This window comes from Arthrobacter sp. efr-133-TYG-120, from assembly GCF_030209785.1.
GTDB lineage: Bacteria > Actinomycetota > Actinomycetes > Actinomycetales > Micrococcaceae > Arthrobacter.
This window is the reverse complement of record NZ_JARVRI010000013.1, coordinates 126,680-151,124: the sequence shown is the minus strand read 5'-3', so window position 1 is coordinate 151,124 and position 24,445 is coordinate 126,680. Positions and strand designations below refer to the sequence as shown.

The 24,445-nt window shown below is 64.0% G+C and carries 27 protein-coding genes and 2 pseudogenes; 18 read left to right on the top strand and 11 right to left on the bottom strand.

Going from position 1 to position 24,445, the window contains the following annotated elements:
* The 3 genes from QRN51_RS08215 to QRN51_RS08205 form a co-directional block, all read left to right on the top strand.
* Window positions 1-233 (top strand): MerR family transcriptional regulator (locus QRN51_RS08215; RefSeq protein ID WP_284989393.1); only part of this gene is annotated, 233 nt, incomplete at its 5' end.
* 780 nt (window positions 234-1,013) lie between these two features.
* Window positions 1,014-2,075: a glycosyltransferase family 4 protein gene (locus QRN51_RS08210; protein ID WP_284989392.1), complete on the top strand. Its 1,062-nt coding sequence runs from the start codon at window positions 1,014-1,016 to the stop codon at window positions 2,073-2,075.
* A gap of 402 nt (window positions 2,076-2,477) precedes the next feature.
* On the top strand, window positions 2,478-2,717 hold the full coding sequence (locus QRN51_RS08205; protein ID WP_284989391.1) for a hypothetical protein: 240 nt from the start codon (window positions 2,478-2,480) through the stop codon (window positions 2,715-2,717).
* Window positions 2,718-2,838: 121 nt separating this feature from the next.
* Here the strand turns inward: QRN51_RS08205 and QRN51_RS08200 are convergent, their stop codons facing one another.
* Both QRN51_RS08200 and QRN51_RS23460 read right to left on the bottom strand, forming a co-directional pair.
* Complete coding sequence (locus QRN51_RS08200) at window positions 2,839-3,051, bottom strand: hypothetical protein (protein ID WP_284989390.1); 213 nt, start codon at window positions 3,049-3,051, stop codon at window positions 2,839-2,841.
* A 173-nt stretch (window positions 3,052-3,224) separates the two neighbouring features.
* Window positions 3,225-3,290 carry a hypothetical protein gene (locus QRN51_RS23460; protein ID WP_502870853.1) on the bottom strand — a complete coding sequence of 22 codons (66 nt, stop codon included), beginning with the start codon at window positions 3,288-3,290 and terminating at the stop codon, window positions 3,225-3,227.
* A gap of 756 nt (window positions 3,291-4,046) precedes the next feature.
* On the opposite strand from QRN51_RS23460, the gene QRN51_RS08190 reads away from it, so the two are divergent.
* From QRN51_RS08190 to QRN51_RS08175, 4 genes are read left to right on the top strand one after another with little or no spacing between them, the layout of a single operon-like run.
* On the top strand, window positions 4,047-4,805 hold the full coding sequence (locus QRN51_RS08190) for a histidine phosphatase family protein (RefSeq protein WP_284989400.1): 759 nt from the start codon (window positions 4,047-4,049) through the stop codon (window positions 4,803-4,805).
* On the top strand, window positions 4,789-5,700 hold the full coding sequence (locus QRN51_RS08185) for an NAD(P)H-hydrate dehydratase (protein ID WP_284989389.1): 912 nt from the start codon (window positions 4,789-4,791) through the stop codon (window positions 5,698-5,700). Before QRN51_RS08190 ends, QRN51_RS08185 begins: the two co-directional genes overlap by 17 nt.
* 12 nt (window positions 5,701-5,712) lie before the next feature.
* Window positions 5,713-6,033, top strand: a complete 321-nt coding sequence (locus QRN51_RS08180; protein ID WP_284989388.1) for a hypothetical protein — start codon at window positions 5,713-5,715, stop codon at window positions 6,031-6,033.
* A 7-nt stretch (window positions 6,034-6,040) separates the two neighbouring features.
* Window positions 6,041-7,474 (top strand): aminotransferase class I/II-fold pyridoxal phosphate-dependent enzyme, encoded by a 1,434-nt coding sequence (locus QRN51_RS08175; protein ID WP_350224964.1) that lies wholly within the window; start codon window positions 6,041-6,043, stop codon window positions 7,472-7,474.
* A 143-nt stretch (window positions 7,475-7,617) separates the two neighbouring features.
* On the opposite strand, the gene QRN51_RS08170 is transcribed toward QRN51_RS08175, so the two are convergent.
* Window positions 7,618-7,833: a helix-turn-helix domain-containing protein gene (locus QRN51_RS08170; protein ID WP_284989387.1), complete on the bottom strand. Its 216-nt coding sequence runs from the start codon at window positions 7,831-7,833 to the stop codon at window positions 7,618-7,620.
* Between the two features lie 514 nt (window positions 7,834-8,347).
* Here QRN51_RS08170 and QRN51_RS08165 point away from each other — a divergent pair.
* Window positions 8,348-8,773, top strand: a complete 426-nt coding sequence (locus QRN51_RS08165) for a YybH family protein (protein WP_059387857.1) — start codon at window positions 8,348-8,350, stop codon at window positions 8,771-8,773.
* 263 nt (window positions 8,774-9,036) lie between these two features.
* Here the strand turns inward: QRN51_RS08165 and QRN51_RS08160 are convergent.
* Window positions 9,037-9,251, bottom strand: a pseudogene (locus QRN51_RS08160) (SDR family oxidoreductase); the annotation flags it as partial.
* A gap of 130 nt (window positions 9,252-9,381) precedes the next feature.
* On the opposite strand from QRN51_RS08160, the gene QRN51_RS08155 reads away from it, so the two are divergent.
* The 3 genes from QRN51_RS08155 to QRN51_RS08145 are packed head-to-tail and all read left to right on the top strand — an operon-like array spanning window position 9,382 to window position 11,820.
* Window positions 9,382-10,407 (top strand): LacI family DNA-binding transcriptional regulator, encoded by a 1,026-nt coding sequence (locus QRN51_RS08155; RefSeq protein WP_284989386.1) that lies wholly within the window; start codon window positions 9,382-9,384, stop codon window positions 10,405-10,407.
* Window positions 10,408-10,442: 35 nt separating this feature from the next.
* Entirely contained in the window at window positions 10,443-11,444 is a 1,002-nt protein-coding gene (locus QRN51_RS08150; RefSeq protein ID WP_284989385.1) for an aldo/keto reductase family protein, read from the top strand.
* A gap of 37 nt (window positions 11,445-11,481) precedes the next feature.
* Complete coding sequence (locus tag QRN51_RS08145) at window positions 11,482-11,820, top strand: putative quinol monooxygenase (RefSeq protein WP_284989384.1); 339 nt, start codon at window positions 11,482-11,484, stop codon at window positions 11,818-11,820.
* A gap of 93 nt (window positions 11,821-11,913) precedes the next feature.
* Here QRN51_RS08145 and QRN51_RS08140 read toward each other — a convergent pair whose 3' ends face one another.
* From QRN51_RS08140 to QRN51_RS08130, 3 genes are all read right to left on the bottom strand, one after another.
* On the bottom strand, window positions 11,914-12,762 hold the full coding sequence (locus tag QRN51_RS08140; protein WP_284989383.1) for a DUF427 domain-containing protein: 849 nt from the start codon (window positions 12,760-12,762) through the stop codon (window positions 11,914-11,916).
* A 113-nt stretch (window positions 12,763-12,875) separates the two neighbouring features.
* Complete coding sequence (locus QRN51_RS08135) at window positions 12,876-13,592, bottom strand: hypothetical protein (protein WP_284989382.1); 717 nt, start codon at window positions 13,590-13,592, stop codon at window positions 12,876-12,878.
* Between the two features lie 216 nt (window positions 13,593-13,808).
* The gene (locus QRN51_RS08130; protein WP_059387851.1) at window positions 13,809-14,681 is read right to left on the bottom strand and encodes an SGNH/GDSL hydrolase family protein; all 873 of its coding nucleotides are present in this window, start codon (window positions 14,679-14,681) and stop codon (window positions 13,809-13,811) included.
* A 138-nt stretch (window positions 14,682-14,819) separates the two neighbouring features.
* On the opposite strand from QRN51_RS08130, the gene QRN51_RS08125 reads away from it, so the two are divergent.
* Window positions 14,820-16,010, top strand: coding sequence for an acyl-CoA dehydrogenase family protein (locus QRN51_RS08125; RefSeq protein WP_284989381.1), 1,191 nt, complete (start codon window positions 14,820-14,822; stop codon window positions 16,008-16,010).
* Between the two features lie 87 nt (window positions 16,011-16,097).
* Here the strand turns inward: QRN51_RS08125 and QRN51_RS08120 are convergent.
* A pseudogene (locus QRN51_RS08120) lies at window positions 16,098-16,553 on the bottom strand (M23 family metallopeptidase); the annotation flags it as partial.
* Window positions 16,554-16,988: 435 nt separating this feature from the next.
* Between QRN51_RS08120 and rpsB the strand changes: the two are divergent.
* From rpsB to QRN51_RS08090, 6 genes are all read left to right on the top strand, one after another.
* A complete protein-coding gene (rpsB, locus tag QRN51_RS08115) occupies window positions 16,989-17,867 on the top strand; it encodes a 30S ribosomal protein S2 (protein WP_078105731.1) in 879 nt (292 codons plus the stop codon).
* 120 nt (window positions 17,868-17,987) lie between these two features.
* On the top strand, window positions 17,988-18,824 hold the full coding sequence (tsf, locus tag QRN51_RS08110; RefSeq protein WP_184735951.1) for a translation elongation factor Ts: 837 nt from the start codon (window positions 17,988-17,990) through the stop codon (window positions 18,822-18,824).
* Between the two features lie 146 nt (window positions 18,825-18,970).
* Window positions 18,971-19,708 (top strand): UMP kinase, encoded by a 738-nt coding sequence (pyrH, locus tag QRN51_RS08105; RefSeq protein ID WP_059387847.1) that lies wholly within the window; start codon window positions 18,971-18,973, stop codon window positions 19,706-19,708.
* Between the two features lie 102 nt (window positions 19,709-19,810).
* Window positions 19,811-20,368 carry a ribosome recycling factor gene (gene frr, locus QRN51_RS08100; protein WP_078105729.1) on the top strand — a complete coding sequence of 186 codons (558 nt, stop codon included), beginning with the start codon at window positions 19,811-19,813 and terminating at the stop codon, window positions 20,366-20,368.
* Complete coding sequence (locus tag QRN51_RS08095; RefSeq protein ID WP_284989380.1) at window positions 20,368-21,291, top strand: phosphatidate cytidylyltransferase; 924 nt, start codon at window positions 20,368-20,370, stop codon at window positions 21,289-21,291. Before frr ends, QRN51_RS08095 begins: the two co-directional genes overlap by 1 nt.
* 21 nt (window positions 21,292-21,312) lie before the next feature.
* Complete coding sequence (locus QRN51_RS08090) at window positions 21,313-21,897, top strand: DivIVA domain-containing protein (RefSeq protein ID WP_059387844.1); 585 nt, start codon at window positions 21,313-21,315, stop codon at window positions 21,895-21,897.
* On the opposite strand, the gene QRN51_RS08085 is transcribed toward QRN51_RS08090, so the two are convergent.
* The 3 genes from QRN51_RS08085 to QRN51_RS08075 are packed head-to-tail and all read right to left on the bottom strand — an operon-like array spanning window position 21,894 to window position 24,441.
* Window positions 21,894-23,366, bottom strand: a complete 1,473-nt coding sequence (locus QRN51_RS08085; protein WP_284989379.1) for a sodium/solute symporter — start codon at window positions 23,364-23,366, stop codon at window positions 21,894-21,896. The genes QRN51_RS08090 and QRN51_RS08085 overlap by 4 nt on opposite strands.
* The gene (locus QRN51_RS08080) at window positions 23,363-23,725 is read right to left on the bottom strand and encodes a DUF485 domain-containing protein (protein WP_059387842.1); all 363 of its coding nucleotides are present in this window, start codon (window positions 23,723-23,725) and stop codon (window positions 23,363-23,365) included. The genes QRN51_RS08085 and QRN51_RS08080 overlap by 4 nt, the downstream gene beginning before the upstream one ends.
* Window positions 23,722-24,441 (bottom strand): LytR/AlgR family response regulator transcription factor, encoded by a 720-nt coding sequence (locus tag QRN51_RS08075; RefSeq protein ID WP_284989378.1) that lies wholly within the window; start codon window positions 24,439-24,441, stop codon window positions 23,722-23,724. The genes QRN51_RS08080 and QRN51_RS08075 overlap by 4 nt, the downstream gene beginning before the upstream one ends.
* Window positions 24,442-24,445 lie beyond the last annotated feature (4 nt).

Below are 24,445 nucleotides of genomic sequence, written 5' to 3'. Positions count from 1 at the left end.
GCCTCTATGAACGCAAAGGCTTGTTGGAACCGGGCAGGACCCTGGGCGGGACCCGCCAGTACAGCGAGAACGATCTCGTGACATTGCGGCGGATCGGAGAGCTGCTGGAATCGGGTTTGAACCTTGCCGGCGTCCGGATGGTCCTGGTCCTCGAAGCCGACAACCGGCGCCTCGAGGCGGAACTCAGGTCCGCGAACGCTACCCGGGACACCGCCCGGCCCCGGTCTGGGTGAGCATGCAATAACGGAGAGGGCGTCGCGCCCCATGCTGTCTCCATGGTGGTCCCTCGCTGAACCTCGGGAGCAAAAGGACCCGGTCCGGTTCCGGGAACGTGATAAGGGTACGAACGGTGAACGGTGAACGGTGAACGCTAAACGGTGAAGAACGGGGGTCGGACACCGCCGCGGTTGGGCGGTCAGCCCGTGGCTACCGGTGAACCGGAAACAGGCCTGTTTGCTCGACCGCGGCCCGCCGTGAAGGACGATGCGATCAAAACCTCGCGCGAGACAGACGCGGCCCAAGCGTAGGGGTTCCCGTCGACGGATTCCCGCACGGTGGCCATCACTGCCTTTTCTTCCATCAAGGAGGGGGCCAGCCGGCGGACTCTCGCCCAGGTCTGGTCACTTGGGGACGAATGCCACGGCCCCGTCGGGCGAAGACAGCGAGGCTCGGCCGCCTCGTTGCCCTGATGGCCGACGGTGGTCCCTCGGCCGGCCTCGGTCATTGAAGCCGAAGAAAGACGGTCTGGAACATCCCGCCCGAAAGACAGGACAGTCCTCCCCAATCGACGGATGGACCGGTCTGGCCGATGATCCTGCTGGCGGTGACGGACGCTCTATGAGCCCACCGGAAATGAGAAGCAATTATGGCTGCCTACTCCGCAGTAGCACTTGTCCTATGTGCATCTCCGAGGTAATAGTCAGTGCAGAGGTTAGGCAGAGGCCTTCGGATAGTTTGGCGTGCCGGTGCGGAGAGAGAGTCCGGGCCGTGCTTTCCTGGAAGGCTGGCAAGAAATGCGGATAGGACTGGTTGCAGGACCATGGATTCCCGTTCCCCCGGTGACCTATGGCGGCACCGAACGGGTCGTGGACCTGCTGGCGCGGGGGTTTGCCGAGGCTGGGCATGAGGTGTTGTTGGCAGCGTCCTCGGACAGCCGGTGCCCCGTCCGCCGGGTGCCGGGGATGAGAACCTCGAACCCGAAGGAACTTGGCTTCACGCTCTCCGAGCTCAGCCACGTGGTCAGGGCTTACGAGGGGCTCGGGGAGGTTGACATCATCCATGACCACACGCTGGCGGGCACCCTGTACCGGGGGCGACCGCCGGGTGTGCCCGTGGTGACAACAATCCACGGCCTACTCACCCCGGCGGCTCAGGAGGTCTACAGGGCGATCGGAAGAGGCGCCTCGATCATCGCGATTTCCCGGGATCAGGCTTCCCGGTCGCCCGGTGTGCCGGTTTGTGCAGTGATCCACCACGGTATTGATCTCTCCTCTGTGCCCGTAGGCACCGGCCAAGGCGGCTACCTTTGTTTCGTGGGGCGGATGAGCCCGGACAAGGGGGTCCTGGAAGCCATCAAGATCGCCCGTCAGGCGGGGGTGCCGCTTCGTATCGCGGCCAAGATGCGCGCACCGGAGGAGATCAAGTACTTCGAGGAAGTCATCAAACCGATCCTCGGTTCCAACGAGGACTTCATGGGCGAAGCTGACGACGCCGAGAAATACCACCTCATGGGCGAAGCGCTCGCGTTCCTCAACCCGATCCATTGGGCCGAGCCCTTCGGTCTGGTCATGATTGAAGCTCTCGCCACCGGGACACCGGTGTTGGGAACGCCGTTCGGTTCGGCGCCGGAGATCGTAGCCCATGGAGTAACCGGTTACCTTGCCTCCATCGAGGATCTCGCGGCCATGATCCCGGCGGCAGCCGGCCTGAGCCGTGCGCAGTGCCGAGCCCAGGTGGAGCAGCAATTCAGCGCGGAGCGTATGGTGGCTGACCATTTGCGGCTGTTCGCCGAGCTCATCGAGGAGCAGAGCGGGGGCCGGGTTCCGGAGTCGGTCCCATCGAGCCAAAGTCTATAATTCAACCGGTTCTCCGGCTACGATAATCCTTTGCCGTAGTTGTCCCTGGCGCCGCCGTCGCGCCGTGAGCTAAGGAGTCCTTCCCCACGACGCCTTGGAACGCCGACACCGCGCCCCAGCGTCCCGATGCTTTCGAGGCTACGTCCGTGGACCGGGCCAAATGGCCGGACGACAGCCCGCTGGTGGTCCGGCAGTTTACGCCATATCGGCCCCAGCCTCCTGGACGACATTACGCTGGAGAATTTTTCCCGCGGAACCCGTGGACTGCACCATCGAGCTGTCGTGGACGCGACCTGGCGATGACCGGGCCCGCCGCGGCTGGCTATATCCTGGCCAGCCACCCCGAAGATCGATTGACGCCAAACCGGGTCATCGCCTCAAGGTTCACGATGATCCGGCGACGTGGTCCAGATCGCCGACGGCGCTGGCGACGACCATGATGGTGGTGGTGTAGCGGCGGGTTTGTCGTTGCGGTGCTTGGCCATGATTTCTTTTGTCCCTGGCGATGAGCACGGTGACGATGAGGAACCGGGTGGTCGCGATTCCGTTGATGATCGCACTGAGGATCAGCAGCCTGATGGGGTTGGTGGCGAAGAAGCTGATGATGACGCCGCCGAAGTCCCCACGCCGAGAAACTCGTAGAAAATTGCGCGCCTCGCTCGGGCGATGGTCGAATCAGTCGGCGGACCGTAAGAGCCGGCCGGCACGGGACGATTCCCCGGCTCCGGATTTTCCGCAGGCATGAAAACGGCCGGCGGGACGATTACGGGCGGCGAACCAGAAACCTGGCCCTGGCCACTCCGCCGACGCTCGTGCGCTGGCTGTGGTCGTCTTCGAGCTCCAGTGTCACTGTCTTGCCCTTCCTGGACACGGAGATAACCATGAACGGCGAACCGTTAAGCTCCACGCGGTCTCCCTGCCGTATCCGCTTCAAGGGCGCCGTTCCCTTAAGTCGGGACTGAACGGGGATGGCCATTGCGGGCTCCTCACTCACTGGGGCGTTTTCAAGAACACTACGCCGACTGCTTCCCGTTACTGATGGTCAGCGGGAACGCCGCCAGCCTCAGGCCTGCTCAATCAGCATACATACTAACGAAGTCGGCTTCGAACCGGGTGAAATCCACTGCCGGTTGAACGATCCCCGGATTTCTATTCGTCGTGCCCCTGGTCGCCGCTCATCTGGTCCTCTGCAGGCGGGGTCTCGCCTGGCGGCACCCCGCCGCCGGGCTCCAGCGGGGATCCGGGTTGGCCGACGCGGCGGGGTTCCGGTCCGTGTCATCATCCCTGGCGTGCCTTGGCTGGTCCGTGCCGGCTGGCCGGTCAGCGCTGGGCGCTCGGAACGTCCCCAGGTCGTCTTCTGGGTCATGGCTGGTCATGATTTGTCCCTTTCGTTAGCATCTTCGGTATTTTCGGTGATCAGGGTTCTCGAACCCCTCCATGCGGTGGTGGCCGATGTACGTGCTTTCGCCGTGGTCCGGGAGGGGGCACCGTGTCTGTTTCGGCCGGAGTAGTCCTGCGGTTGAGGTTCGAGCCGGCCACCCGGATACAAGGTCCTGGGATCCAGGAAAGTCCGGGCGGCCGACCATCTGGTTTCCAAGGGCCGGCGCAATATCTTCGTCAAGATACGTTGCGCTCGATTCCGCGCTGCGGAAGAGCTGGTCGGTCTGCTGGTCACCGACGGGGAAGGTGCTTTGCGCCATCTCTGTTCCTCCATCGGGTCGTCGGGGGAATCACCCGGTTCCTGTGCATAGCCGGGACAGTTGAAGTGTGCTGGGTCTCTAAAACTAAAACCAGCAGGCGGAGAGCACGAGACCATCAGCATGCTTATCTTTAGGTGAGCGCGGCCTGGATTCTCGCCGGACGGACCGTCTATGGCCATTCCTGCGAGTGGTCGGTATCGTGTGGCGATCGGGGCGACATCGAAGCAGTCCGGGCCCTGTCTCGACGAAGGAGATTCTTGTGAGCGAAAGCATGCGGGCCCCATCCGGCCATGGAGCGGTCGAGCTGATGCTGGTGCGTCACGGTGAGAGCCTGGGGAACGTGGCAGCATCGGCGGCCGGGGTGTCCGGCGCGGAAGTGATTGAGGTCCCGGCTCGGGATGCCGACGTCGACCTATCCCCGCTCGGTTACGAGCAGGCCAGTGCTTTAGGTGATTCGTTCAACAGGCTGCCATCGTCGCGGTGCCCGGACGTGGTCTGGTGCTCCCCGTACGCTAGGGCGCGCCGAACCGCCGAAATTATCGTTGGGACGGCGGGCTGGACTGTGCCGCTCCTCGTGGATGAGCGGCTCAGAGACCGCGAGCTCGGCATTCTGGACATGCTGACCACCAAGGGCGTGGAGCTCAGGCTGCCCGAGGAGGCCCGTCGTCGCAGATGGTTAGGGAAGTTCTACTACAGGCCTCCTGGTGGCGAGTCCTGGACCGACGTCGTGCTGAGGCTTCGGAGCTTTCTTTCTGATCTTGAACGACTTTCCGGCGGAGAGCGGGTCCTCGTCGTCGGCCATGACGCCGTGATCCTGCTGTTCCGTTACCTTCTCGAAGGCCTTTCCGAAAAGGAGCTCCTGGATCTTGCCGGCACAACCACCATTTTGAACGCTTCCCTCACGCGGTATGTCCGCGTCGATGGTCACGGCCCCTGGATGCTGGAGAGCTTCAACGTCGCAGACCATCTTACGGAGCAAGGAGTTACCCTCACCGAGCACGGAAGCGACGCCGATGTCCGTCCGCGGTGATCTTCCAGCTATCCCGGTGACCCCCACCCTTCTGCGGAACTGGCCCCTGCCGCCGACGGGTTCGGGCAAGCTCGAGCGAGGAACCGTGTTGGTCATCGGCGGTAGCCGCAAAACACCCGGGGCCGTCCTCCTCGCCGGCACCGCGGCGCTTCGTGCCGGCGCGGGCCGCCTCACCCTTGCCGTTGCTGAATCCACGGCCGTGGCGTTGGCGGTGGCCGTGCCTGAGGCGGGAGTCATCGGCCTGCCCGAAACATCCTCCGGCTCCGTCCGCTCGACCGCCCACGAGGCGTTGCAGCCGGAACTGGGGGCAGCCGACGCAGTGCTGATCGGGCCGGGCCTTGATGACCCGGACGAAACGGCCCAGCTACTGCGGAACCTTTCCGGCAAGGGGCGGATACGCGAGGACCAGGCCATCGTCCTCGACGCTTACGCACTGGGGATCCTGAAGCAACTCTTGCCCGATATCCAGCCTTGGGCCGGGCACCTTATTCTGACTCCGAACCCGACCGAATTGGGTCTTCTCCTCGCGCGGGATCCTGAAGACATCCGCAACGACGTCGCCGAAGTCTCCGGCATGTACCATGCGGTGGTCAGCTGCCAGGGCGTCATTGCCCAATCCCGGAACTCGGACCCGCCGGAAACCGGATCCACTACTTGCTGGGAGATCACCACCGGTTCCGGAGGACTTGGCACTTCCGGCAGCGGAGACGTCCTGGCCGGAACCATCGCCGGACTCCGGGCCCGCGGAACAACGGATGCGCAGGCAGCCTGCTGGGGATCGCACCTGCACGCGGCAGCCGGCGACAGACTGGCCAGCCGGAAAGGAAGCCCCGGATACCTCGCCCGTGAACTTGCCGACGAACTACCGCCCCTCATGATGGAACTGAACACGTGATAGAACGGGACCATGGACCAAAACGAAGCACCCTTAGTAAATGCTTTGGCCGAGTATCACCGCTTGGATCGCTACAGTTCCACTCCGCCGGTTCATCGCCAAGGCCGGGGCGCCGATCCGCGGGTGCTGGAGGTTCTGGGAGCGCAGGCTTTCTGTTCAGACGTGTTGGCCTCCGCAGGATTGGATGACCGCTCGTCGTCGGGCGGTTACCTGAAGAAGGCCGAACAGCTCATGGCGGAGGCTGTAGGAGCGGAACAGGCGTTCTTTTCCACCTGCGGCAGCTCCCTTTCCGTCAAGGCGGCAGTCCTCGCCGTCGCAGCCGGAAAAGGGTGACCTTCTCATCAGTCGGGACGCCCACAAGTCGATTGTCGCCGGCCTGATCTTCTCCGGTATCCAGTCGCGTTGGATCCGGCCCCGCTGGGATCCAAAGTTGCATCTGGCGCACCCTCCTTCCCCTGCCGATGTGGAGGAGATGTGGGACCGCTACCCGGAGGCGGCGGGCTGCCTGATTGTTAGCCCGACCCCGTATGGAACATGTGCGGATATTGCTGCCATTGCGAAAATCTGCCACGCCCGCGGCAAGCCCTTGATCGTCGATGAGGCTTGGGGTGCGCATTTGCCTTTCCATGATGACCTGCCCACGTGGGCGATGAATGCCGGCGCGGATATCTACGTCGTCAGCGTGCACGAGATGGGTGCCGGGTTCGAGCAGGGTTCGGTGCACCACCTGCAGGGCGACCGTGTGGACCCGGCGCATCTGTCCGCTTGCGCGGACCTTCTGATGACAACCAGCCCGAACGCGATCCTGTATTCAGCGATCGACGGATGGCGCCGCCAAATGGTCCAGCACGGAAGCGAGCTGCTCGGAAACGCCCTGGCACTTGCCCGCACGCTCCATGCCGACATCGACGCACTCCCTGGAATCCATGTGTTGGAAGACGAATTGCTGGCCGTGGAGTCCTCCCACGACCTTGACAGGATGCAGATCCTTATGGACCTTTCCGGGCCCGGCATCAGCGGATACCAGGCGGCGGACTGGCTCCGGGAAAACTGCCGGATCGATATGGGGCTCAGCGACCACCGGCGGATCATGGCCACGCTTTCAATGGCCGACGACGTCGCGGCGTCAAGGCTGATGGACGCCCTTGGGGCACTCATCGGCGCCGCGCCCACAATTGCTCCTGCAGCGCCTGTGGACCTGCCCGCCCCGCACGAACTCGAACTGGAGACCGTTGTCCTGCCGTGGGACGCGTTTTTCGGGCCGGCCGAGGATATCCCCACCCGCGACGCAATCGGGCGCGTGGCGGCCGAGCAGATCACGCCCTACCCGCCTGGGATTCCCGCGATAGTCCCCGGCGAACGGACGAGGCTCGCCTATACAGGTACTACCGCACAGAAAGGATGCGTACGTACGCTGAGGCTGTTGACGGGGACGGCGACAGAGATCCGGCCAAACCGGACACACCCTCGACTATTGACCAAGGCGCCGGACGTCCCAGACTGCACCGCTACATGGGAACAGACAAGAACCGCGGAGATGAATCCCTCGCCGAGGAACTGCGCAAGGAGAACGGCGACAGGGATGACGGGGCCTGACCCAGGCACAGGCGTAGGGTGGCGGCACCAGGACGCATGCGGCGGCCGACGGCTCACCTCGAAGGCCCTAAGGATGTTCGTCTTCCCTCCCGCTGCCATTGGATGTCGGCGTCGTTCTGATACGGGGACCTACGCTGGGCATGAGGGGCTGGAGCGCAACTTGGGGAACCGGGCGTGATTCAAAAATTCGCGAGGAAATAAGCGACGTAGGAGCGCCGAACGAAATTTCGAGTCACGTGCGGCGCATCGCGCCCTGGTTGCGCGCAGGCGCCGACCAGCGATGATGTGGTGTCAGAACGACAAACAGGAAAGATGCAGGGTCTAGTCTTCCAGGTGCGAGGACAACCACGAGTTGAAGTCGCTCCGGCTGATCCGTAGATGTCGGCCGATCCGATAGGCGCGGGGACCGAGGTGCTTCACCCGCCACTGGTAGAACGTCCGCTCGGGTATGTGCAACTCGGCACAAATGTCCCTCGGGCTCAGCCACTGTTCTTCGGCAGCTTCCAGTGTTTCGCTGCGTTCTGGCGTCGTTGTCATAAGTGTCCCCGTCGTGTCCACGGTTGGTCGCCGGCGGAAGCGCCAGCTGTGTTCCTACTTCATGGAGGCGCGAGAAGGAGACCGCATGACCGGGCGGGTGAAGCTCGTCGCAAGAGAATCCTGTAGCACGCCGCCTGGAAAAGCCGATTCGCCCACCGTTTACCCACCGGAAACAACGAAGCGCAACGGAAAATGTTGAGCCCTCAAAGTACCCATTTGGCCCATTCTGCCCCGGAATCTAGGCACTTTTAGCATCCACCGAATACTGATGAAAAACGCGAAATCACAATCCTAAGGTCCTCGGTTCAAGTCCGAGTAGCCCTACTCGAAAAGTGCCCCTGACCTGCGGAAACGCTGGGAAGGGGCACTCTCGTTTTGGAGTTCTCAGGTAGCCATCCGGTCGGAATCACTCCCGACTCCGACCGAAAGCCTCCAACAGGGACGTGGGTCATCCTTGAATCCAGCCCTTGTGTGACTAGCGACGCTGGTGTATCTATCAGATCGGAGGGCAGTCATGGACATTGGGCGGGTAATCGAGCAATACCACTCGGGACTACACGTATTTGCCGAGGGCGATCCGGAGCCCATCAAGGCAATGTACGCGCGGAGCGAGGACGTGCTTCTAGCGAATCCCTTCGGCGGCTCTTCGCGCGGCTGGGATGCGGTTTCACAGGCGCTGGACTTCGCTTCATCAAACTTCCGCGATGGCAGGCCAGTTCGGTTTGAGGAAGTTTCGCGTTACGTCGGCGCAGATCTTGTCACGCTGTTCGAGCACGAGCACTGGGAGACCAAGGTGGGCGGTCGCGACGAACCGTCGCCCTTCGACTTGCGCGTTACGACCACTTTTCGGTTGGAAGGCGACGGATGGCAAGTGGTCAGTCGCCACGCCGACCCGTTGATGGCACGGCATCCCGACGGACCGATCCGCCCCACGAAGTGAGTTTTGCGATCCACGAAGGCGCAGCCGCGCCGCGCGTGAGGATCTGATCGGACTGTTCCCGCCGATGCTTTGATTCGCGGGCCAGGACGCGACCAACGAATCCGACTTTCGTTGACGAGGCTAAGGGACCTTCGGTTTCCGGGACCGATACGGCTGGACCAACGATGCAGCACCAGGGCGCTAGCTTGGCCCCGGCCATACGGCCGTCGGTGTGCCCCCGCAGCTGAAAAGCCGGGGGCGCACCTTTTGGTGTCTGTGAACGATCAGGAGACCTGGAGGCCGCCGTTGATGTCGTACGTTGCTGCGGTGATGTAGCCCGCGTCCGCACCGAGGAGGAAACTCATCAGTGCGGCTACTTCTTCGCGGGTGCCCACGCGGCCCATCATGATCCCCTGGGACATTTCCGATTTGCGTTCCTCGGTGAGGGTGCCGCCCATGATGTCAGAATGGGCGCAGGTCCGGGGTCAATAGTGGAAATTGGGCAACAGTTTGGTCCTCCAGGCCGGATGGGGTGGCATGCCGCCCTCTGCCGCCCTCTGTTGACTTACCGTTGACTTATCGTTCGCAAGCGCTTGCGAACCAATCTTTGCGGACGTTAGGCTGATCACATGACTGTTTCCGTCCAGGCTGTCGCCGACCGCGCTGGCGTCTCGATTTCCACGGTGTCCCGAGCCCTGCGCGGGGTCCCCGGCATTTCGGAGACAACGCGCAAGCGTGTGCGGGATGCCGCCGTGGAGTTGGGGTATGTCGCGTCGCCGAGTGCGTCCCGCCTCGCGACGGGGCGCACGCGCACCGTCGCCGTCGTCGTCCCTCTTCTCACGAAGTGGTTTTTCGCCGAGGTTATTGCTGCCGCCGGGCGGGTGCTGAGCCGCGAAGGCTATGACGTCCTGTTGACTGAGCTGTCCACCGTCGAGCTGCGGGCCGGCTTCTTCGCGAGCCCGCGCCTGCACGGGCGCTCCGATGGTGCGCTCGTCGTAGCCCTTCAACTCGGGTCGGAGGAGCTCGCGTCGCTCAAGGCGCAGGGGCAGGTCCTCGCGCTTGTCGGTTCGGAGAGTGCGGGCGCGTCCTCCGTCCAGGTGGAGGACCGGATCGGCGGACGCGCCGCGGCGCGTCATCTGATCAATCTCGGTCATGAGCGCATCGCCTTCGTCGGCCTGCGTGCCGGTCCAGGTTCGACCCTCGGCGGCGTGCCGCCGGCCGAGCGGCTCCTCGGCTACCGAGAGGCACTGGCCGAGGCGGGCCTTCCCTCGGATCGGGGCCTTGAGCACGTCGTGGAGAACACGGTCGACGCCGGTGCGGCCGCCATGGCCGCACTGCTCACCGCTGAGGAACCGCCGACGGCGCTTGTCGCGGCGTCGGACGAGATCGCCTTCGGGGCAATGGCCACGCTCCGCGGGGCCGGGCTCAGCGTCCCGGACGATTTCTCCATCGTCGGCTACGACAACCACGAGCTCGCGGGCGTCGTGGGTCTCACGACGATGGACCACGGCGTCGCCGAGCAAGGTCGCCTCGCAGCCGAAGCGCTGGTTGCGGCCCTGGCGGGGGCCCCGGCCGCCGTCGGGCGCATCGAGCCCCGTCTCGTGGTGCGCGGCTCGACCGCACCGCCCCGCCGCCTCCGGGCGGGCTCCCGCTGACCTTTCACAATCCACCCAAACGAACAAGGAATCCCATGGAATACCGCAAGCTCGGAAACTCCGGCATGTACGTCAGCGAGATCGCGTACGGCAACTGGACCACGCATGGCGAACAGATCGACCAGGAAGCGGCCACGGCCTGCGTCCGGACGGCCCTGGACCTCGGGATCACGACCTTCGACACCGCCGACGCTTACGCGGGCACGCGCGCCGAGACCGCCCTCGGCGAGGCCCTCGACGGTGTCCGGCGTGAAGGCCTGGAGATCTTCACCAAGGTCTACTTCCCGATCGGCCAGCCCGGCAAGAACGATCGGGGCCTGTCCCGCAAGCACATCATGGAGTCCATCAACGGCTCCCTGCGCCGCCTCCGGACCGACTACGTGGACCTGTACCAGGCCCACCGCTACGACTACGAAACCCCGCTCGAAGAGACCATGCAGGCGTTCGCTGACATCGTGCGTGCCGGCAAGGCCCACTACATCGGCGTCTCCGAATGGACTCCGGAGGAGATCCGCAGGGGCGCCGCCCTCGCCAAGGAGCTCGGTATCCACCTCGTCTCGAACCAGCCCCAGTACAACATGCTCTGGCGCGTCATCGAGCCGGAAGTCGTTCCGCTAAGCGAAGAACTCGGCCTGAGCCAGATCGTCTGGTCCCCGCTCGCCCAGGGCGTCCTGACCGGCAAGTACGCCCCGGGCGCCGCGGCTCCCACGGCGTCGCGCTTCACCTCCGACGGCGGCGCGTTCAAGACCGAGCACCGCTACATGCAGCAACCTGTGCTCGAAGCTGTCCAGGCCTTGCGCCCGCTCGCGAACCAGGCTGGCCTGTCAATGGCCGCGTTCGCTGTGGCCTGGGTCCTGCAGAACACGAACGTCTCCGCCGCCATCGTCGGAGCCTCCCGTCCCGAGCAGCTCAAGGACAACGCGACCGCCGCCGGCGTCGTCCTGGACCCCGGGCTTCTCGCCAAGGCCGATGAGGTCCTCGGCGACCTCGTCGAGCGCGACCCGGCCAAGGTCGAGTCCTTCCTCGAACGCCCCTGAATCAACGCCCCGCATCGACTTCTTCAAGGAATCCCCAGTGGTCTTCATCGTCGTCAAATTCAAGACCAAGCCCGAATTCACCGCGCAATGGCCGGAGATCGTGGCCGACTTCACCGCCGCGACACGTGCCGAGGAGGGCAACCTCTGGTTCGAGTGGTCTCGCTCCCTCGATGACCCCTCCACGTACGTGCTGGTCGAAGCCTTCCAGGACGGCGCCGCCGAAGCGCACGTCAACGCCCCGCACTTCGCCGCCGGCCTGACGGCCATGCAGCCCGCCCTCGCCGAGACCCCGAAGATCATCAGCCGCCAGCTCGACGGCGCCGGCTGGGACAGCATGGGCGAACTCCGGGTCGACACGGTCGGCGCAGGGCTGTGAACCGGCGCGCTATCGGCGCCGTTCCGGTCAGCGCCATCGGTCTGGGCGCCATGCCTATGTCGATCGAGGGCCGTCCGGAAAATATCCTCTCCGTCATTCCCGCCGGTCCTGCGGCCGGGACCACGGCGTCACCGGCCGGGCCTGCAGGAGGCCGTCGACGGTCAGGTCCACCCTTTCATTGAAGAAGCTCAGCAGTCCGTGGATCTGCGCGGCGTCGCGGAAACGCGTGTCGTAGCTCCAGGCCACATTCCTGCCGTCCTCGCTGCCGGGGTAGCTCCAGTAACGGGCTTCGCCCTTGTAGGGGCACACGGTCCTCTTGGGGCTCTCCTCCATGAGGTCGAGCCGCACGTCCCCGGGCGGGATGTAGTAGCGGACAGGAAGCAGTGTCTCGTACAGGAGTTGCGCACCGTTCGTTTTGGCGAGCGTGACGCCGTCGAGGGAGACCTCCACGGTCAGGGAGGAGGCCCGGATGTCCACGCGGTGGAAGGGGTCGCGGGGGTGGCCGATGATCTCCTCGTCGTCTTCGCGCCATTGAAAGGAGGCGAAATCCAACACGACATACCCGGCAAGGTCGGGGTCGTCCGGACGGAACGCTGCCCCTGGCGCCGTCGTCGTCCCTGTCACGACGTCGAGCTGTTCGCCGGGGGTGGTGTGCCGGCCGAACCCGGTGCGCGGATCCAGCGACGTGGGTGAGCCTGCCGACAGCCTGACGCCGAGCTCCGGGACATCGGCCGCAGGGCCGCCGGCTCTGAGCTCTGCCAGCAGTTCGGCCTGCGGCACCGCATAAATCGGGGTAATGCGCTTCGGCTCCCAGACCAGCCACGCGTGCAGGGTGTCGACGACAGTGTTCCCGCCCAGGGTCGCGCGGATTCGCTTGGTGGTGGGTTCGTAGCGCAGCTCCGGGAAGGTCCCGAGGATCACTCCGGATAGTTTGGTGGCCATGCTTCAAGCGTGGGCGCAGGGCCATGCGGGGTCAATGTCCTCGTGAGCCGATGGTAGAGGGTTCACTGCCAGCCAGTTCACGCCGCCGTCAAGCTAAGCCGGGACGCCGAAAATCAGGGGCCGACGTCGTACATTTCGTAGTCGTCGGTGGTGATGGTGCCATTGGCCTGGATGTTCAGGCCCCAACTGATCCCCGAGGCGCCGGCCGGCAGGGGAGGCGTGGTCCAGGTGATTTGGGTCCAGTTCGCCGCGGCCAGGACCAACGGGCTCGCGGTCCAGTACTTCCAATACCCGTTACCGACGCGGTAATAGAGTTCAAACTGGGTTGGCGCGGTGGATTTGAACCAGGCCTTCAGCTGATATCGATGTCCGGGTGTCCCGGTCGGCGAGCAACCGCCCAGGTCCAGGGCGGGAAGAAGTTTCGCGTCCCCTGACGAACGCCCGGTCAGCGTGAGTTGTTCCGCGTAGGCGCCGGTGTGGCCGGGCGAGACGACGGCGAAGGCGGGGGTGTTGGTCCCGTACCCGCCTGCGGCCCAGCACAGCGGAATCGTGTTGACCAGGGTCTCCAAGCCAGGGTTTTGAATCATGTTCGTCCCCGGAGGGGGTGGCGGAGGTACGGCAGGGCCCTGAACAGCGGGCTGCTGGGTCCCGCCGATGACCTGGTCCACCGTCCTAACGGCGACGGTACCGGCGGTCTTTTGCTGTGCCAGCCAGGTGGCGAACTGGTTGAACAAGGCCGGGGTGATCGTCAGCGTGGGGTCCGTGCCGACGGCGATGTGGTGGAAGGTCAGTTGGACCCATCCGCCGCCGGTCGTTTGGGCGTGTGTCACCTGGTTCTCCAGATTCTGCAGGGTCCAGGTGCTGTCCACCTCATCCGGTGCCGCAGTGACGTAGGGATTCGCCGGCGGGATGGTGTCTGCCGCGGGAAGCGTCGCCGAGGCCGGGTCCTTGCTGGAAGTGTCGCCCAGGCCGCGGGCGCTGTAAAACGAGTGGTCAACACTCGTTCTTTTTGCCGCTCCCTTAGGTATCGGGCCTGATGTAGCTAATTAGCTCTGTGGCTCGTTTTCCACGAACGTTCCGGGCGGCATCCAGGCGCCGAACACGGGGCCTGGATCCGGCCGCTTTGCGTGCCGCCCGTCGTCGGAGACTCTTTGCTTGAGTCGTTGCAGGACCCATGGGAAAAGGTGCTCGCGTGCCCAGATAATGTCATCGGTCCGTGCTTCACGCCACGTGCGCCCGGGTAGGTCTTTCGGTGTCATCGGTTCCAAAGTGTGGGGGACGTTGAGGGTATCGAGCACCATGATGGCGATGGTGTGCTGGCCCAGGGGAGAAAAGTGCAGCCGGTCCGGATCCCACATTCGAGGGTGGGTGAGTTGACGCAGGGCCCAAAGATCAGCGATGACCGCGTCGTGGCGCGCGGCGATGGTGCGCAGGTTCTCGTTGAAGATGGCTACCTTGGCGCGGGTGTGTCCCAGCACGGGCGTATCGCCCCAGTCCGGTCCGGCGAACAGCACAACCGTTGCACCGGTAGAGGCGAGGAGTTGCACGCCGGCGTCCATCCGGGCGGCGAGTTTGTCGGGATCGCTTCTGCGGAAGATCAGGTCATTGCCCCCGGCATTGAGAGTGATCAGATCCGGTTGCAGGGCCAGGGCGGGGACGATCTGCTCATCCAGGATCTGATGGAGCAGCCGTCCTCGGACTGCCAGATTCGCGTAAGCGAAGTCGTCGTGGCCGGCACTCAGTTCTTCCGCGACCCGGTCCGCCCAGCCTCGCAAGCCCCCCGGGCTGCGAGGCTCCGGATCTCCTACCCCTTCGGTGAACGAATCACCCAGGGCCACGTAACGGCTCCACGGGTGCAGGCGGGCCCCGGAACCAACGGAGCCTCCCTGCGCCGGACTTTCGGCGCTGGGAGCGTTCATCCCTCCATACTGCTCCTACGGGGCCTAACGCGCCACGGCTATGCAAGACGCACACCGTCAAGAGGGGTGCACCCGTTGCTTGTGGCGGGACCGTCATTGCTGTAAGTTACTCACCAGTAACTTACGTGAAGGAGTGCCATGTCCAAGGCAGCAATCGACCTAGAGAATCTCCCGTACGCCGACGGTGACTTCTATGGCTTTGAGCAATTGCTCACGGGCAAGGAGCAGGACCGGCTGGCGGAGATCCGCACCTTCCTTTCCCGTGAGGTCAAGCCGATTGCCGTCGATTGCTGGAACCGCGGGGAATTCCCCATGGCCCTGATTCCCAAGCTTGCTGAGATTGACCTGGTCAGTCCGGTGAGGCGGGAAGGCTATTCCAACGTATTCGCCGGCCTTGTCCATGCAGAGGCAACCCGCGCCGATGCTTCAATTGCCACGTTCATGGGCGTCCACGACGGCTTGTTCACCGGTTCCATCGAGGCGTTGGCATCTCAGGAGCAACAGGACGCCTGGCTGCCGGACATATACTCCCTCAAGAAAATCGGAGCCTTTGGGCTGACCGAGCCATTGGGTGGCTCGGACGTCGCAGGCGGCACGCGGACCACCGCGCGCCGCGACGGCGACAACTGGATCCTCAACGGGGCCAAGCGCTGGATCGGCAACGCCACCTTCTCGGACTGGGTTGTGATCTTCGCCCGCGACCTCGACGACAATCAGGTCAAGGGCTTCCTGGTGGATACGAGCCTCCCTGGATTCAAGGCCAGCAAGATCGAGAACAAGATCTCGCTGCGGACCGTCCAGAATGCTGACATCACCCTCGAAAACGTGGTGGTCCCGGACTTCTTCAAGCTGGCCAATGCCAACAGTTTCAGGGACACCAACAAAGTCCTCAAAGTCACACGGCTTTCGGTCGCGTGGCAGGCTGTGGGCCAGCAGCTTGCCGCGTTCGACGTTGCCCGCCGCTACGCGGTTGAACGGATGCAGTTCGGGAGACCCTTGGCATCGTTCCAATTGGTGCAGCAACAACTCGTTCAGATTCTGGGCAACACAGTCAGCTCCATGGGCATGATGGTCCGCCTCGCCCAGCTTGAGGATGCCGGGGTAGCCAAGGATGAGCAATCCGCGCTGGCGAAAGCGTTCACCACGGCCCGCATGCGCGAAAGTGTTGCCCTGGGCCGCGGCATCCTGGGCGGAAACGGCATTGTCACGGACTACGAGATGGCCAAGATCTTCGCCGACGCCGAGGCGATCTACTCCTACGAGGGAACCCACGAAATCAATACTCTTGTGACGGGGAGGGCGATCACGGGGATTTCCGCGATCGTCTAGCGGCACATCGTCCAGCGACAGCACATCATCCAGGGGCAGCAACACAGACGGCCGGAGATCCGTGACGAAGGCGAGCGGGTTGACGTAGTCCTCCCCCTTCCGCACTCCCCAGTGAAGGCACGGTGATCCCGGGCAGTGGCCGGTTTTCACTACTCCGATGGCTTGGCCCTTGCTCACGGGTGCGCCCTCTGCGAGTTCGCTGTCCACTGGTTCAAAGCTGCTCCGCAATCCGTCCCCGTGGTCGATGGTGATCACCGGACGATCCACCACGACGCCCACGAAGCGCACGGTGCCGTCGGCGGGGGCGGCGACCGAGACGCCGTCGTCGACTGCTTGCAGATCCACTCCGCGGTGCCCGCTCAGCCACGGCTTGTCCGGAGGGTCGAAGCCACGCAGGACGGCAGGCTTGGGGGAAAGAGGCCACGCCCAGTCCGGACGGACGCCGGGCGAGGCGGTTGGGTCCGGCGACGGCGACGCCACGGCGGGCGCCGCGCCGAGGGCAACGAGCAAGAGAACGTAGGCTGGAAGATGTGCAGGTCTCATGGAGCCAGCCTTCGTTGGCCCAGCAGGGCCCGAAAGCCGCAAGTTCGGCTATGTGGAAAACGGTGGGGGAAATCTGCCGAAGGAAAGAGGCCGAACCCGTGGCTTTTGCGGTCAAGAGGCCGAAGGTGCTGTAGTACACTTGGTGGAGCAGTTTGCTGTGCCCTCAAGCTTGTTTAGAAGCGCTTCTCATTCAGTTGCGCGGGGGTCCCAGGCTGACTACGCGTATCCAACCCTCCAATTGCGAATCCTCGCGGATTCAATGCTGCGGAGGATTGTGCCTCTTGCGGTCCGGCGAGTCATTGGCCGGATGAGAAGTGCAATGGATGCCAGGAGCCAAGGCCCGTTCGGGTCCGGCTAATTAACCGTCAACTATTGGCAGGGTAAGAGCGGCCCGTGTGGCTCTCTCATGAATGACCTGCCGGAAGGAGCGTCGGCATGCCCGTCGTAACTATGCGCCAGCTGCTTGACAGCGGCGTCCACTTTGGACACCAGACCCGTCGTTGGAACCCGAAGATGAAGCGATTTATCTTCACGGAGCGCAACGGCATCTACATCATTGACCTTCAGCAGTCGCTGTCCTACATCGACCGCGCTTTCGAGTTCGTCAAGGCTACTGTCGCCCACGGCGGCACCGTCCTGTTCGTCGGCACCAAGAAGCAGGCCCAGGAAGCAATTGCTGAGCAGGCTACCCGTGTTGGCCAGCCGTACGTCAACCAGCGTTGGTTGGGCGGTATGCTCACCAACTTCCAGACCGTTGCCAAGCGTATCCAGCGCATGAAGGAACTCGAAGAGATCAACTTCGAGGACGTCGCAGGCTCGGGTTACACCAAGAAGGAGCTCCTGCTCCTCAAGCGTGAACTCACCAAGCTGGAAACCAACCTCGGTGGTATCCGCAACCTGACCAAGGCTCCTTCTGTTCTGTGGGTTGTTGACACGAAGAAGGAACACCTGGCTGTTGACGAAGCCAAGAAGTTGAACATCCCGGTTGTTGCCATCCTGGACACCAACTGCGACCCCGACGAAGTCGACTTCCCGATCCCGGGCAACGACGACGCCATCCGCTCCGTAAACCTGCTGACCCGCGTGGTTGCCGACGCCGTTGCTGAGGGCCTCATCGCCCGTAACCAGCGCGCAACCGGTGCTGCAGAGGCCCCCGAAGAGCCGCTGGCTGAGTGGGAGCGCGAGCTCCTCGAAGGCAGCAAGGCCGAAGCTGCTGAAGCACCGGCCGCCGAAGCTCCGGCTGCGGAAGCTGCCGAAGCACCGGCCGCCGAGGCTACCGAAGCTGCTGCCGGCGAAGCCGAAGCAGACAAGTAAATCCGGACCTTTCCCGCGCCGATTTCGGTGCGGGGAGCTACTGACAGGATGGCGGCCCACCAGGTGGGCTGCCGTCCTGTCAGTCCGTAAACACATAAATTTCTAGACAGAGGGGTTCACATGGCGAACTACACTGCTGCTGACATCAAGGCCCTGCGCGAGCGCACCGGCGCCGGCATGATGGACGTCAAGAAGGCTCTTGACGAGGCCAACGGCGACGCCGAGAAGGCCATCGAAATCATCCGCATCAAGGGCCTCAAGGGCGCTACGAAGCGTGAAGGCCGCTCCACCGCCGAAGGCCTGGTTGCAGCCAAAGTCACCGACGGCGTGGGCGTAATGATCGAGGTCAACTGCGAAACCGACTTCGTCGCCAAGGCTGACAAGTTCATCCAGCTGGCCGACAAGGTCCTGGCCGTCGCCGTCGAGTCCGGCGCTGCCGACCTCGAGACCCTGCTGGCCATCGACGTCGACGGCAAGCCCCTTTCCGAGGTTGTCGTCGAAGAGGGTGCCGTTCTCGGTGAGAAGGTTGTTGTCCGCCGCATCGCCCGCATTGAAGGCGGCACGGTTGACGCTTACCTGCACAAGACCTCCAAGGACCTCCCGGCCCAGGTCGGCGTCCTGTTCGCCGTTGAGGGCGAGGGCGACGCCGCTGCTACCGCAGCCCACGATGTTGCTGTCCACGTTGCAGCCATGGCCCCGAACTACCTCAGCCGCGAAGACGTCCCGGCCGAGCTGGTCGAGTCCGAGCGCCGCATCGCCGAAGAGACCGCCAAGGCCGAAGGCAAGCCGGAAGCCGCTCTCACCAAGATCGTCGAAGGCCGCGTGACGGGCTTCTACAAGGGCGAAGTTCTCTTGGACCAGGCATTCGCCAAGGACTCCAAGAAGACCGTTGCGCAGGTCCTCGAAGAGGCCGGCGTCAAGGCAACTGCCGTTGCCCGTTTCCGCGTCGGAAACTAGTTAGACATACAAAAGGGGTGGTCACTTCGGTGGCCGCCCCTTTTGCATGCAACGGCAGGCCCGCACCGAGTGCATCCAGAGCCGGCAGCTTTCTGCCCGGCCCCCAGCAAGATAATCTAGCCAGAGTCCACAAACGGGAAGGCACCATGGAAACCGAGAACACTGCAATCCATCCGGAGAAGACCCGTCGTCGTGTACTGCTGAAGCTGTCCGGCGAGGTCATCGGCGGCGGAAAGCTTGGTGTTGACCCGGAAACCGTCCGCGCCATCGCCAAGCAAATCGCCGCCGCCGTGTCCGAGGTCGAGGTGGCAATCGTCGTCGGCGGCGGTAACTTCTTCCGCGGCGCCGAACTGTCCCAAAGCGGCATGGATCGCTCCCGCGCCGACTACATGGGCATGCTCGGCACAGTGATGAACTGCCTGGCCCTGCAGGACTTCCTGGAGCAAGCGGGCGTCGAGACCCGCGTCCAGAGCGCCATCACCATGGGCCAGGTGGCCGAGGCCTACATTCCGCGCCGTGCCATCCGCCACATGGAGAAGGGCCGCGTCGTCATCTTCGGGGCAGGCGCAGGCCTTCCGTACTTCTCCACCGACACCGTGGCCGCCCAGCGTGCACTCGAAGTGCATGCCGACGTCGTCCTCATGGCAAAGAGCGGTGTGGACGGCGTGTACACCGCGGATCCCAAGAAGGATCCCACGGCAGAGAAGCTCGAAAAGCTCAGCTACGACGAGGCCCTGCGCCGCGACATCCGCGTCATGGACCAGACCGCCATGACCATGTGCAAGGACAACAATTTGTCCATGGTTGTCTTCGGCATGGAAGGCGAAGGGAACGTCACCCGGGCCATCCTCGGCGAAAAGCTGGGCACCCTGGTCACCCCCTAGCAAGGGCTAGGATATTTCTAGGACTCTTCCGCCCGCAGGGGCGGAAATTTATTGTGCATTGCGGCCCGTGGACCGGGGCGCGACTATTTCTGAGGAGAAACCGTGATCGAAGAAACCTTGCTCGAAGCCGGGGAAAAGATGGACAAGGCGGTCGAGGTAGCCAAGGAGGATTTCGCGTCGATCCGTACCGGTCGCGCGAACCCCGGACTCTACAACAAGGTGATCGTGGAATACTACGGCACCCCCACACCGCTGCAGCAGCTGGCTTCCTTCGCTATCCCGGACGCCAGGACCATCCTGATCACGCCCTTTGACAAGACCTCAATGCGCGATATCGAAAGGGCCCTGAGCGACTCCGAGGTCGGCGCCAATCCGTCCAACGACGGCAACGTCATCCGGATCACTATCCCGGAGCTCACCCAGGAACGCCGCAAGGAATACGTCAAGATCGTCAAAGGCAAGGGTGAGGACGCAAAGGTTTCCATCCGAAGCATCCGGCGCAAGGCCAAGGACGCCCTGGACAAGCTCGTCAAGGACGGCGAAGCCGGCGAAGACGAGGGTGCCCGCGGTGAAAAGGAACTCGACGCTATCACCAAGGCACACGTCGACGGTATCGACGAGCTCCTCAAGCGCAAGGAAGCCGAGCTGCTCGAGGTCTGATGAGCGAGGCTGAGCCGGCGCCCGCGCAGGGGATTCCCACACGCGCCAGACGCCAACGAGGCAACCCGACGCCCAAGGCGGGCCGGAATCTTCCGGCCGCCATCGGCGTCGGACTCGCCATGCTCTTCGCCGTCCTCGGCGGGCTGCTGTTCCTGCCGTTGGGGTTCGTTCTCCTGACCACTGCGTTTGCGGTCCTCGGCGTGTGGGAAATTTTCCGTGCGCTCGAAGGCCAGGGCACCAGGATGCCGATCTTCCCCGTGTTGACAGGTACCGTGGCGATGCCGCTTGCGGCTTACTTCGGTGGCACCGAAAGCCTGCTCTTCGCGATGGTGCTGAGCAGCACGGCGGTCCTGCTCTGGCGTTCCCTCGAAAGCGCCGCGGGAGCTCCACGCAGCGTCTTCTCCGGAATCTTCACGCTTGCCTGGGTGCCTTTCCTGATCAGCTTTGCCATCGTGCCCCTCCATGCAGGCGGGGGAGCGACGACGGCGGGTCCCTGGCCCGGCGGGCAGGTTCCCGCGGGTGCCTGGCAGATTGCCGTGATGCTGCTGCTGGTAGTGTCCAACGACACTTTCGGGTACCTCGTAGGGGCACTCTTCGGGAAGCACCCGATGGCCCCGAAGATCAGCCCCAAAAAGACCTGGGAAGGGTTCGCGGGCTCAGTGGCAGGTGCCATGGTCATCGGGATCCTCGCCAGCGTTTTCGTCCTGGGCAGGCCCTGGTGGGTCGGGGTGGTGCTTGCTGTGGGCATGGTGGCCGCCGCTACTGCCGGCGACCTCGCGGAATCCATGGTCAAACGGGAACTTGGCGTCAAAGACATGAGCAGTATCCTGCCCGGACACGGCGGGGTCATGGACCGCCTCGACTCGATCGTCTTCGCGGCCCCGGCAGCATATATTCTTTTCGCGCTGTTGAGCGGCGCCTGATAACCACCCAGAAGGAAAGCAGTGGCAGTGGACATTCGTCGCCAGATCCCCGCAGCATTTGAGCGCGTGGCGCACAGCAAGTATGGCTACAACGCAAAGCAAGTTGACCAGTTTTTCCAGCGCGCCCGGTTGTCGTTCGAAAACCGGGCCGAGGCGTCGGAGAAAATCGTCAGCAGCGATGTCCGGGCGGTTTCGTTTGATCCTGTCAAGGGCGGCTACGACGCTACCGCTGTGGACGCCGCGTTGGACCGCCTCGAAGATGCCTTCGCCCGGCGTGAACGCGACGAGCTGATAGCGGCCGAAGGCGAGGAAGCCTGGTTGCTGAAGATCGGCAAACTCTCAGGAGTGTTGCGGGGCCGCTTGCACCGGCCTGATGGCGAGCGTTTCCGCCGGCCGGACAAGAAGCGTGCGCGCAGCTACAACATCGCCGAGGTCGATGCCTTGTGCGTCTCCCTGATCGGTTACCTCGAAAACGACAAACCGCTGAGCGTCGACAACGTCCGCCGAGCCGCTTTCTCCGAGGCCCGCGGGCGCGACGGCTACGAAGAGGCGCAGGTTGATGCCTTCCTCGACCGGGTTGTCGAGCTCATGGCGGCGATCGACTAGCGGATCTGGCGCTCCGTGGCCACCGGCCGTTCCGGGACGTGGAGCCTGGTCATCAGCCGGGTGACAGTCCCGGGGACCCGGTGTTTCGTGGCCCGTGAGACGAGCACCATCACGGCAAACGCGGCAGGCACCGTCCACGCCGCGGGCTGGGCGATCCATCCGGGCGCAGCGGAACCGATGACCGTACTCGATACCAGCGCACCCCCGCAGAGGACGGCTCCCGTCAGCATGCCGGCAATCGCGCCTGCGTCGCTCAGGCCGCGCCACCAAATGCCGAGCAGCAGGACAGGACAAATGGTGGACGCCGTGAAGGCGAACACCAGCCCTACGCTGCCGGCCAAGGCCATTGAATCCGTCGTGAATGCAAAGGCCAAGGGGACGAGGGCGGCCAGGAGGGCGGCCACCCGGAATCCGCGCACGCTCCCGCCAAGAAGGTCCTGGCTGATGACGCCGGCCAGCGAAACCACCAATCCCGACGTCGTCGAGAGGAATGCGGCAAACGCGCCGGCAACCACCAATGCCGACAGGAGATCGCCCGGCACTCCACCCAGCAGCTTTCCAGGCAGCAGCAGGACCAAGGCGTCGGGCCGTCCGCTGCGTGCAAGCTCAGGAGCGAAGACCCGACCAAGCAGGCCGGACGCCGTCGGGAACAGATAGAAGACCGACAACAGGCCCAATACGATGAGGGTGGTCCGCCGCGCCGATTGGCCGTCCGGGTTGGTGTAGAAGCGGACGAGGACGTGGGGGAGTCCCAGCGTTCCGAAAAGCAGCGCCACCAGGAGCGAAACAGTTTGGTAGAGCCCGGCCGCGGGAAGGCCCGTGGGATTGCTCGACGCCTCCGCCAGGATCGGTGAGCCGCCGCCCGACTGGTTCAGCAGCAGGTACACCACAGGAACGGCCAACGCCGTGAGCTTGAGCCAATATTGGAAAGCCTGTACGAAGGTGATGGAACGCATGCCACCGGCCACTACCGTGACGCAGACCACCGCGACGACGGCGATGGAGCCCACCCAGGAAGGCAATCCCGTGCTGATCCGGATGGTGAGCCCGGCGCCCTGAAGCTGCGGCACGATGTAGAGCCATCCGACAGCAACAACCACAAGGCTCGTGACGCGGCGGACGGCTTTCGACTGGAGCCTGGCCTCCGTGAAATCAGGAATCGTGTAGGCACCCGATCGGCGCAAGGGGGCAGCCACGAACAGCAAGAGCATCAGGTAGCCGGCCGTGTAGCCCACGGGGAACCACAGAGCATCCGTCCCCGTCAACAGGATCAGCCCCGCGACGCCCAGGAAACTCGCTGCCGACAAGTACTCGCCGCCGATCGCCGAGGCATTCCACCACGGCCGGACAGTGCGGGATGCCACGTAGAAGTCGCTCGTGGTGCGCGAAATGCGCAGGCCGTAGAAGCCGATCCCCGCAGTCGCAAGCGCCACGCCCAGAAAAGCCGCGAGCCCGACGGCGGGATTCACTTCTCCTCCACAAGATCGCGGTAGCGGGCTTCGTTCCGTGCCGCGGAGCGGTTGTAGAGCCATGCGCTCAGGCCGATCACCGGATAGAGCGCTACTCCAAGGATGATCCAATTTACCGGGACGCCCAGAATCCGCATCTGCGCGAGCTGGGGGACCAGCGCCACCATGGCACCGTAGGCGGCCAGCACCAGCAGGAATCCGGAAGCCACAACTACGGCAAGGCGCAACTGCGAACGGATGAGTGACCGGACGAAGACCTGCCCGACGTCGGAGTCTTCGGCGGCCTCGCGCGAATTGTACGGACGCTTGGGGGCTACCCTGGCAACTGATTGCGGGGCCGTAACCCTCACCCGCGTCATCCTTGGGGCCGGATCCGGGTGGCCTCGAGCTTGTCCCGCACGGCCGGAAGATGCCTGCGGCTGATCGGCAGTTCGGCTCCGGCCACCGTGACGCTGGGGCGTGCGGCGGCAAGTTTCATGTGCCCCACGTGGTTCAGCGACATCAGGTATGAGCGGTGGATGCGGATGAATCCGGCTTCCGCCCACTGCTGTTCGAGGTCGCTCAGGGGTACCCGGATCAGGTAGCTTGCCTCCGCGGTGTGCAGCCGGGCGTAGTCGCCCTGGGCCTGGACATAGCTGACGTCGTCCCTCCGGATCATCCGGGTTGTTCCGCCTTGGTCAACCGTGATCATCTCCGGTACCTTGCTGCCGTCCTTGATGAGCTCGCTGATGCGGCTGACGGACCTCGCCAGGCGTTCGGCACGCACCGGCTTGAGCAGGTAGTCGACGGCAGCCAGTTCGAATGCCTCCAGGGCGCAGTCTTCGTCGGCGGTCACGAAGACGACGGCGGGAGGGCGGGGGCTGCGCGAGATGGCGCGGGCGATGTCCAAACCGGAAAGCGCGGGCATGTGGATGTCCAGGAAGACCGCGTCCACGGATTCCGTTTCGAGGGCGCTGAGGGCTTCGGCGCCCGAGATTGCGCGGTGGATTGCGCCGATACGCTCGTCCCGGCCCAGCAGGAAGGCGAGCTCTTCAACCGCCGGGAGCTCGTCGTCGGCGACGAGTACGTTGATCATGGTT

Coding starts and splice junctions, on each gene's coding strand:
- QRN51_RS08210 (WP_284989392.1), top strand. CDS start 1,014: ATGCGGATAGGACTGGTTGCAGGACCATGGATTCCCGTTCCCCCGGTG.
- QRN51_RS08200 (WP_284989390.1), bottom strand. CDS start 3,051: ATGGCCATCCCCGTTCAGTCCCGACTTAAGGGAACGGCGCCCTTGAAG.
- QRN51_RS08190 (WP_284989400.1), top strand. CDS start 4,047: ATGCGGGCCCCATCCGGCCATGGAGCGGTCGAGCTGATGCTGGTGCGT.
- QRN51_RS08185 (WP_284989389.1), top strand. CDS start 4,789: ATGTCCGTCCGCGGTGATCTTCCAGCTATCCCGGTGACCCCCACCCTT.
- QRN51_RS08180 (WP_284989388.1), top strand. CDS start 5,713: ATGGACCAAAACGAAGCACCCTTAGTAAATGCTTTGGCCGAGTATCAC.
- QRN51_RS08170 (WP_284989387.1), bottom strand. CDS start 7,833: ATGACAACGACGCCAGAACGCAGCGAAACACTGGAAGCTGCCGAAGAA.
- QRN51_RS08165 (WP_059387857.1), top strand. CDS start 8,348: ATGGACATTGGGCGGGTAATCGAGCAATACCACTCGGGACTACACGTA.
- QRN51_RS08155 (WP_284989386.1), top strand. CDS start 9,382: ATGACTGTTTCCGTCCAGGCTGTCGCCGACCGCGCTGGCGTCTCGATT.
- QRN51_RS08150 (WP_284989385.1), top strand. CDS start 10,443: ATGGAATACCGCAAGCTCGGAAACTCCGGCATGTACGTCAGCGAGATC.
- QRN51_RS08140 (WP_284989383.1), bottom strand. CDS start 12,762: ATGGCCACCAAACTATCCGGAGTGATCCTCGGGACCTTCCCGGAGCTG.
- QRN51_RS08130 (WP_059387851.1), bottom strand. CDS start 14,681: ATGAACGCTCCCAGCGCCGAAAGTCCGGCGCAGGGAGGCTCCGTTGGT.
- QRN51_RS08125 (WP_284989381.1), top strand. CDS start 14,820: ATGTCCAAGGCAGCAATCGACCTAGAGAATCTCCCGTACGCCGACGGT.
- rpsB (WP_078105731.1), top strand. CDS start 16,989: ATGCCCGTCGTAACTATGCGCCAGCTGCTTGACAGCGGCGTCCACTTT.
- tsf (WP_184735951.1), top strand. CDS start 17,988: ATGGCGAACTACACTGCTGCTGACATCAAGGCCCTGCGCGAGCGCACC.
- pyrH (WP_059387847.1), top strand. CDS start 18,971: ATGGAAACCGAGAACACTGCAATCCATCCGGAGAAGACCCGTCGTCGT.
- QRN51_RS08095 (WP_284989380.1), top strand. CDS start 20,368: ATGAGCGAGGCTGAGCCGGCGCCCGCGCAGGGGATTCCCACACGCGCC.
- QRN51_RS08080 (WP_059387842.1), bottom strand. CDS start 23,725: ATGACGCGGGTGAGGGTTACGGCCCCGCAATCAGTTGCCAGGGTAGCC.
- QRN51_RS08075 (WP_284989378.1), bottom strand. CDS start 24,441: ATGATCAACGTACTCGTCGCCGACGACGAGCTCCCGGCGGTTGAAGAG.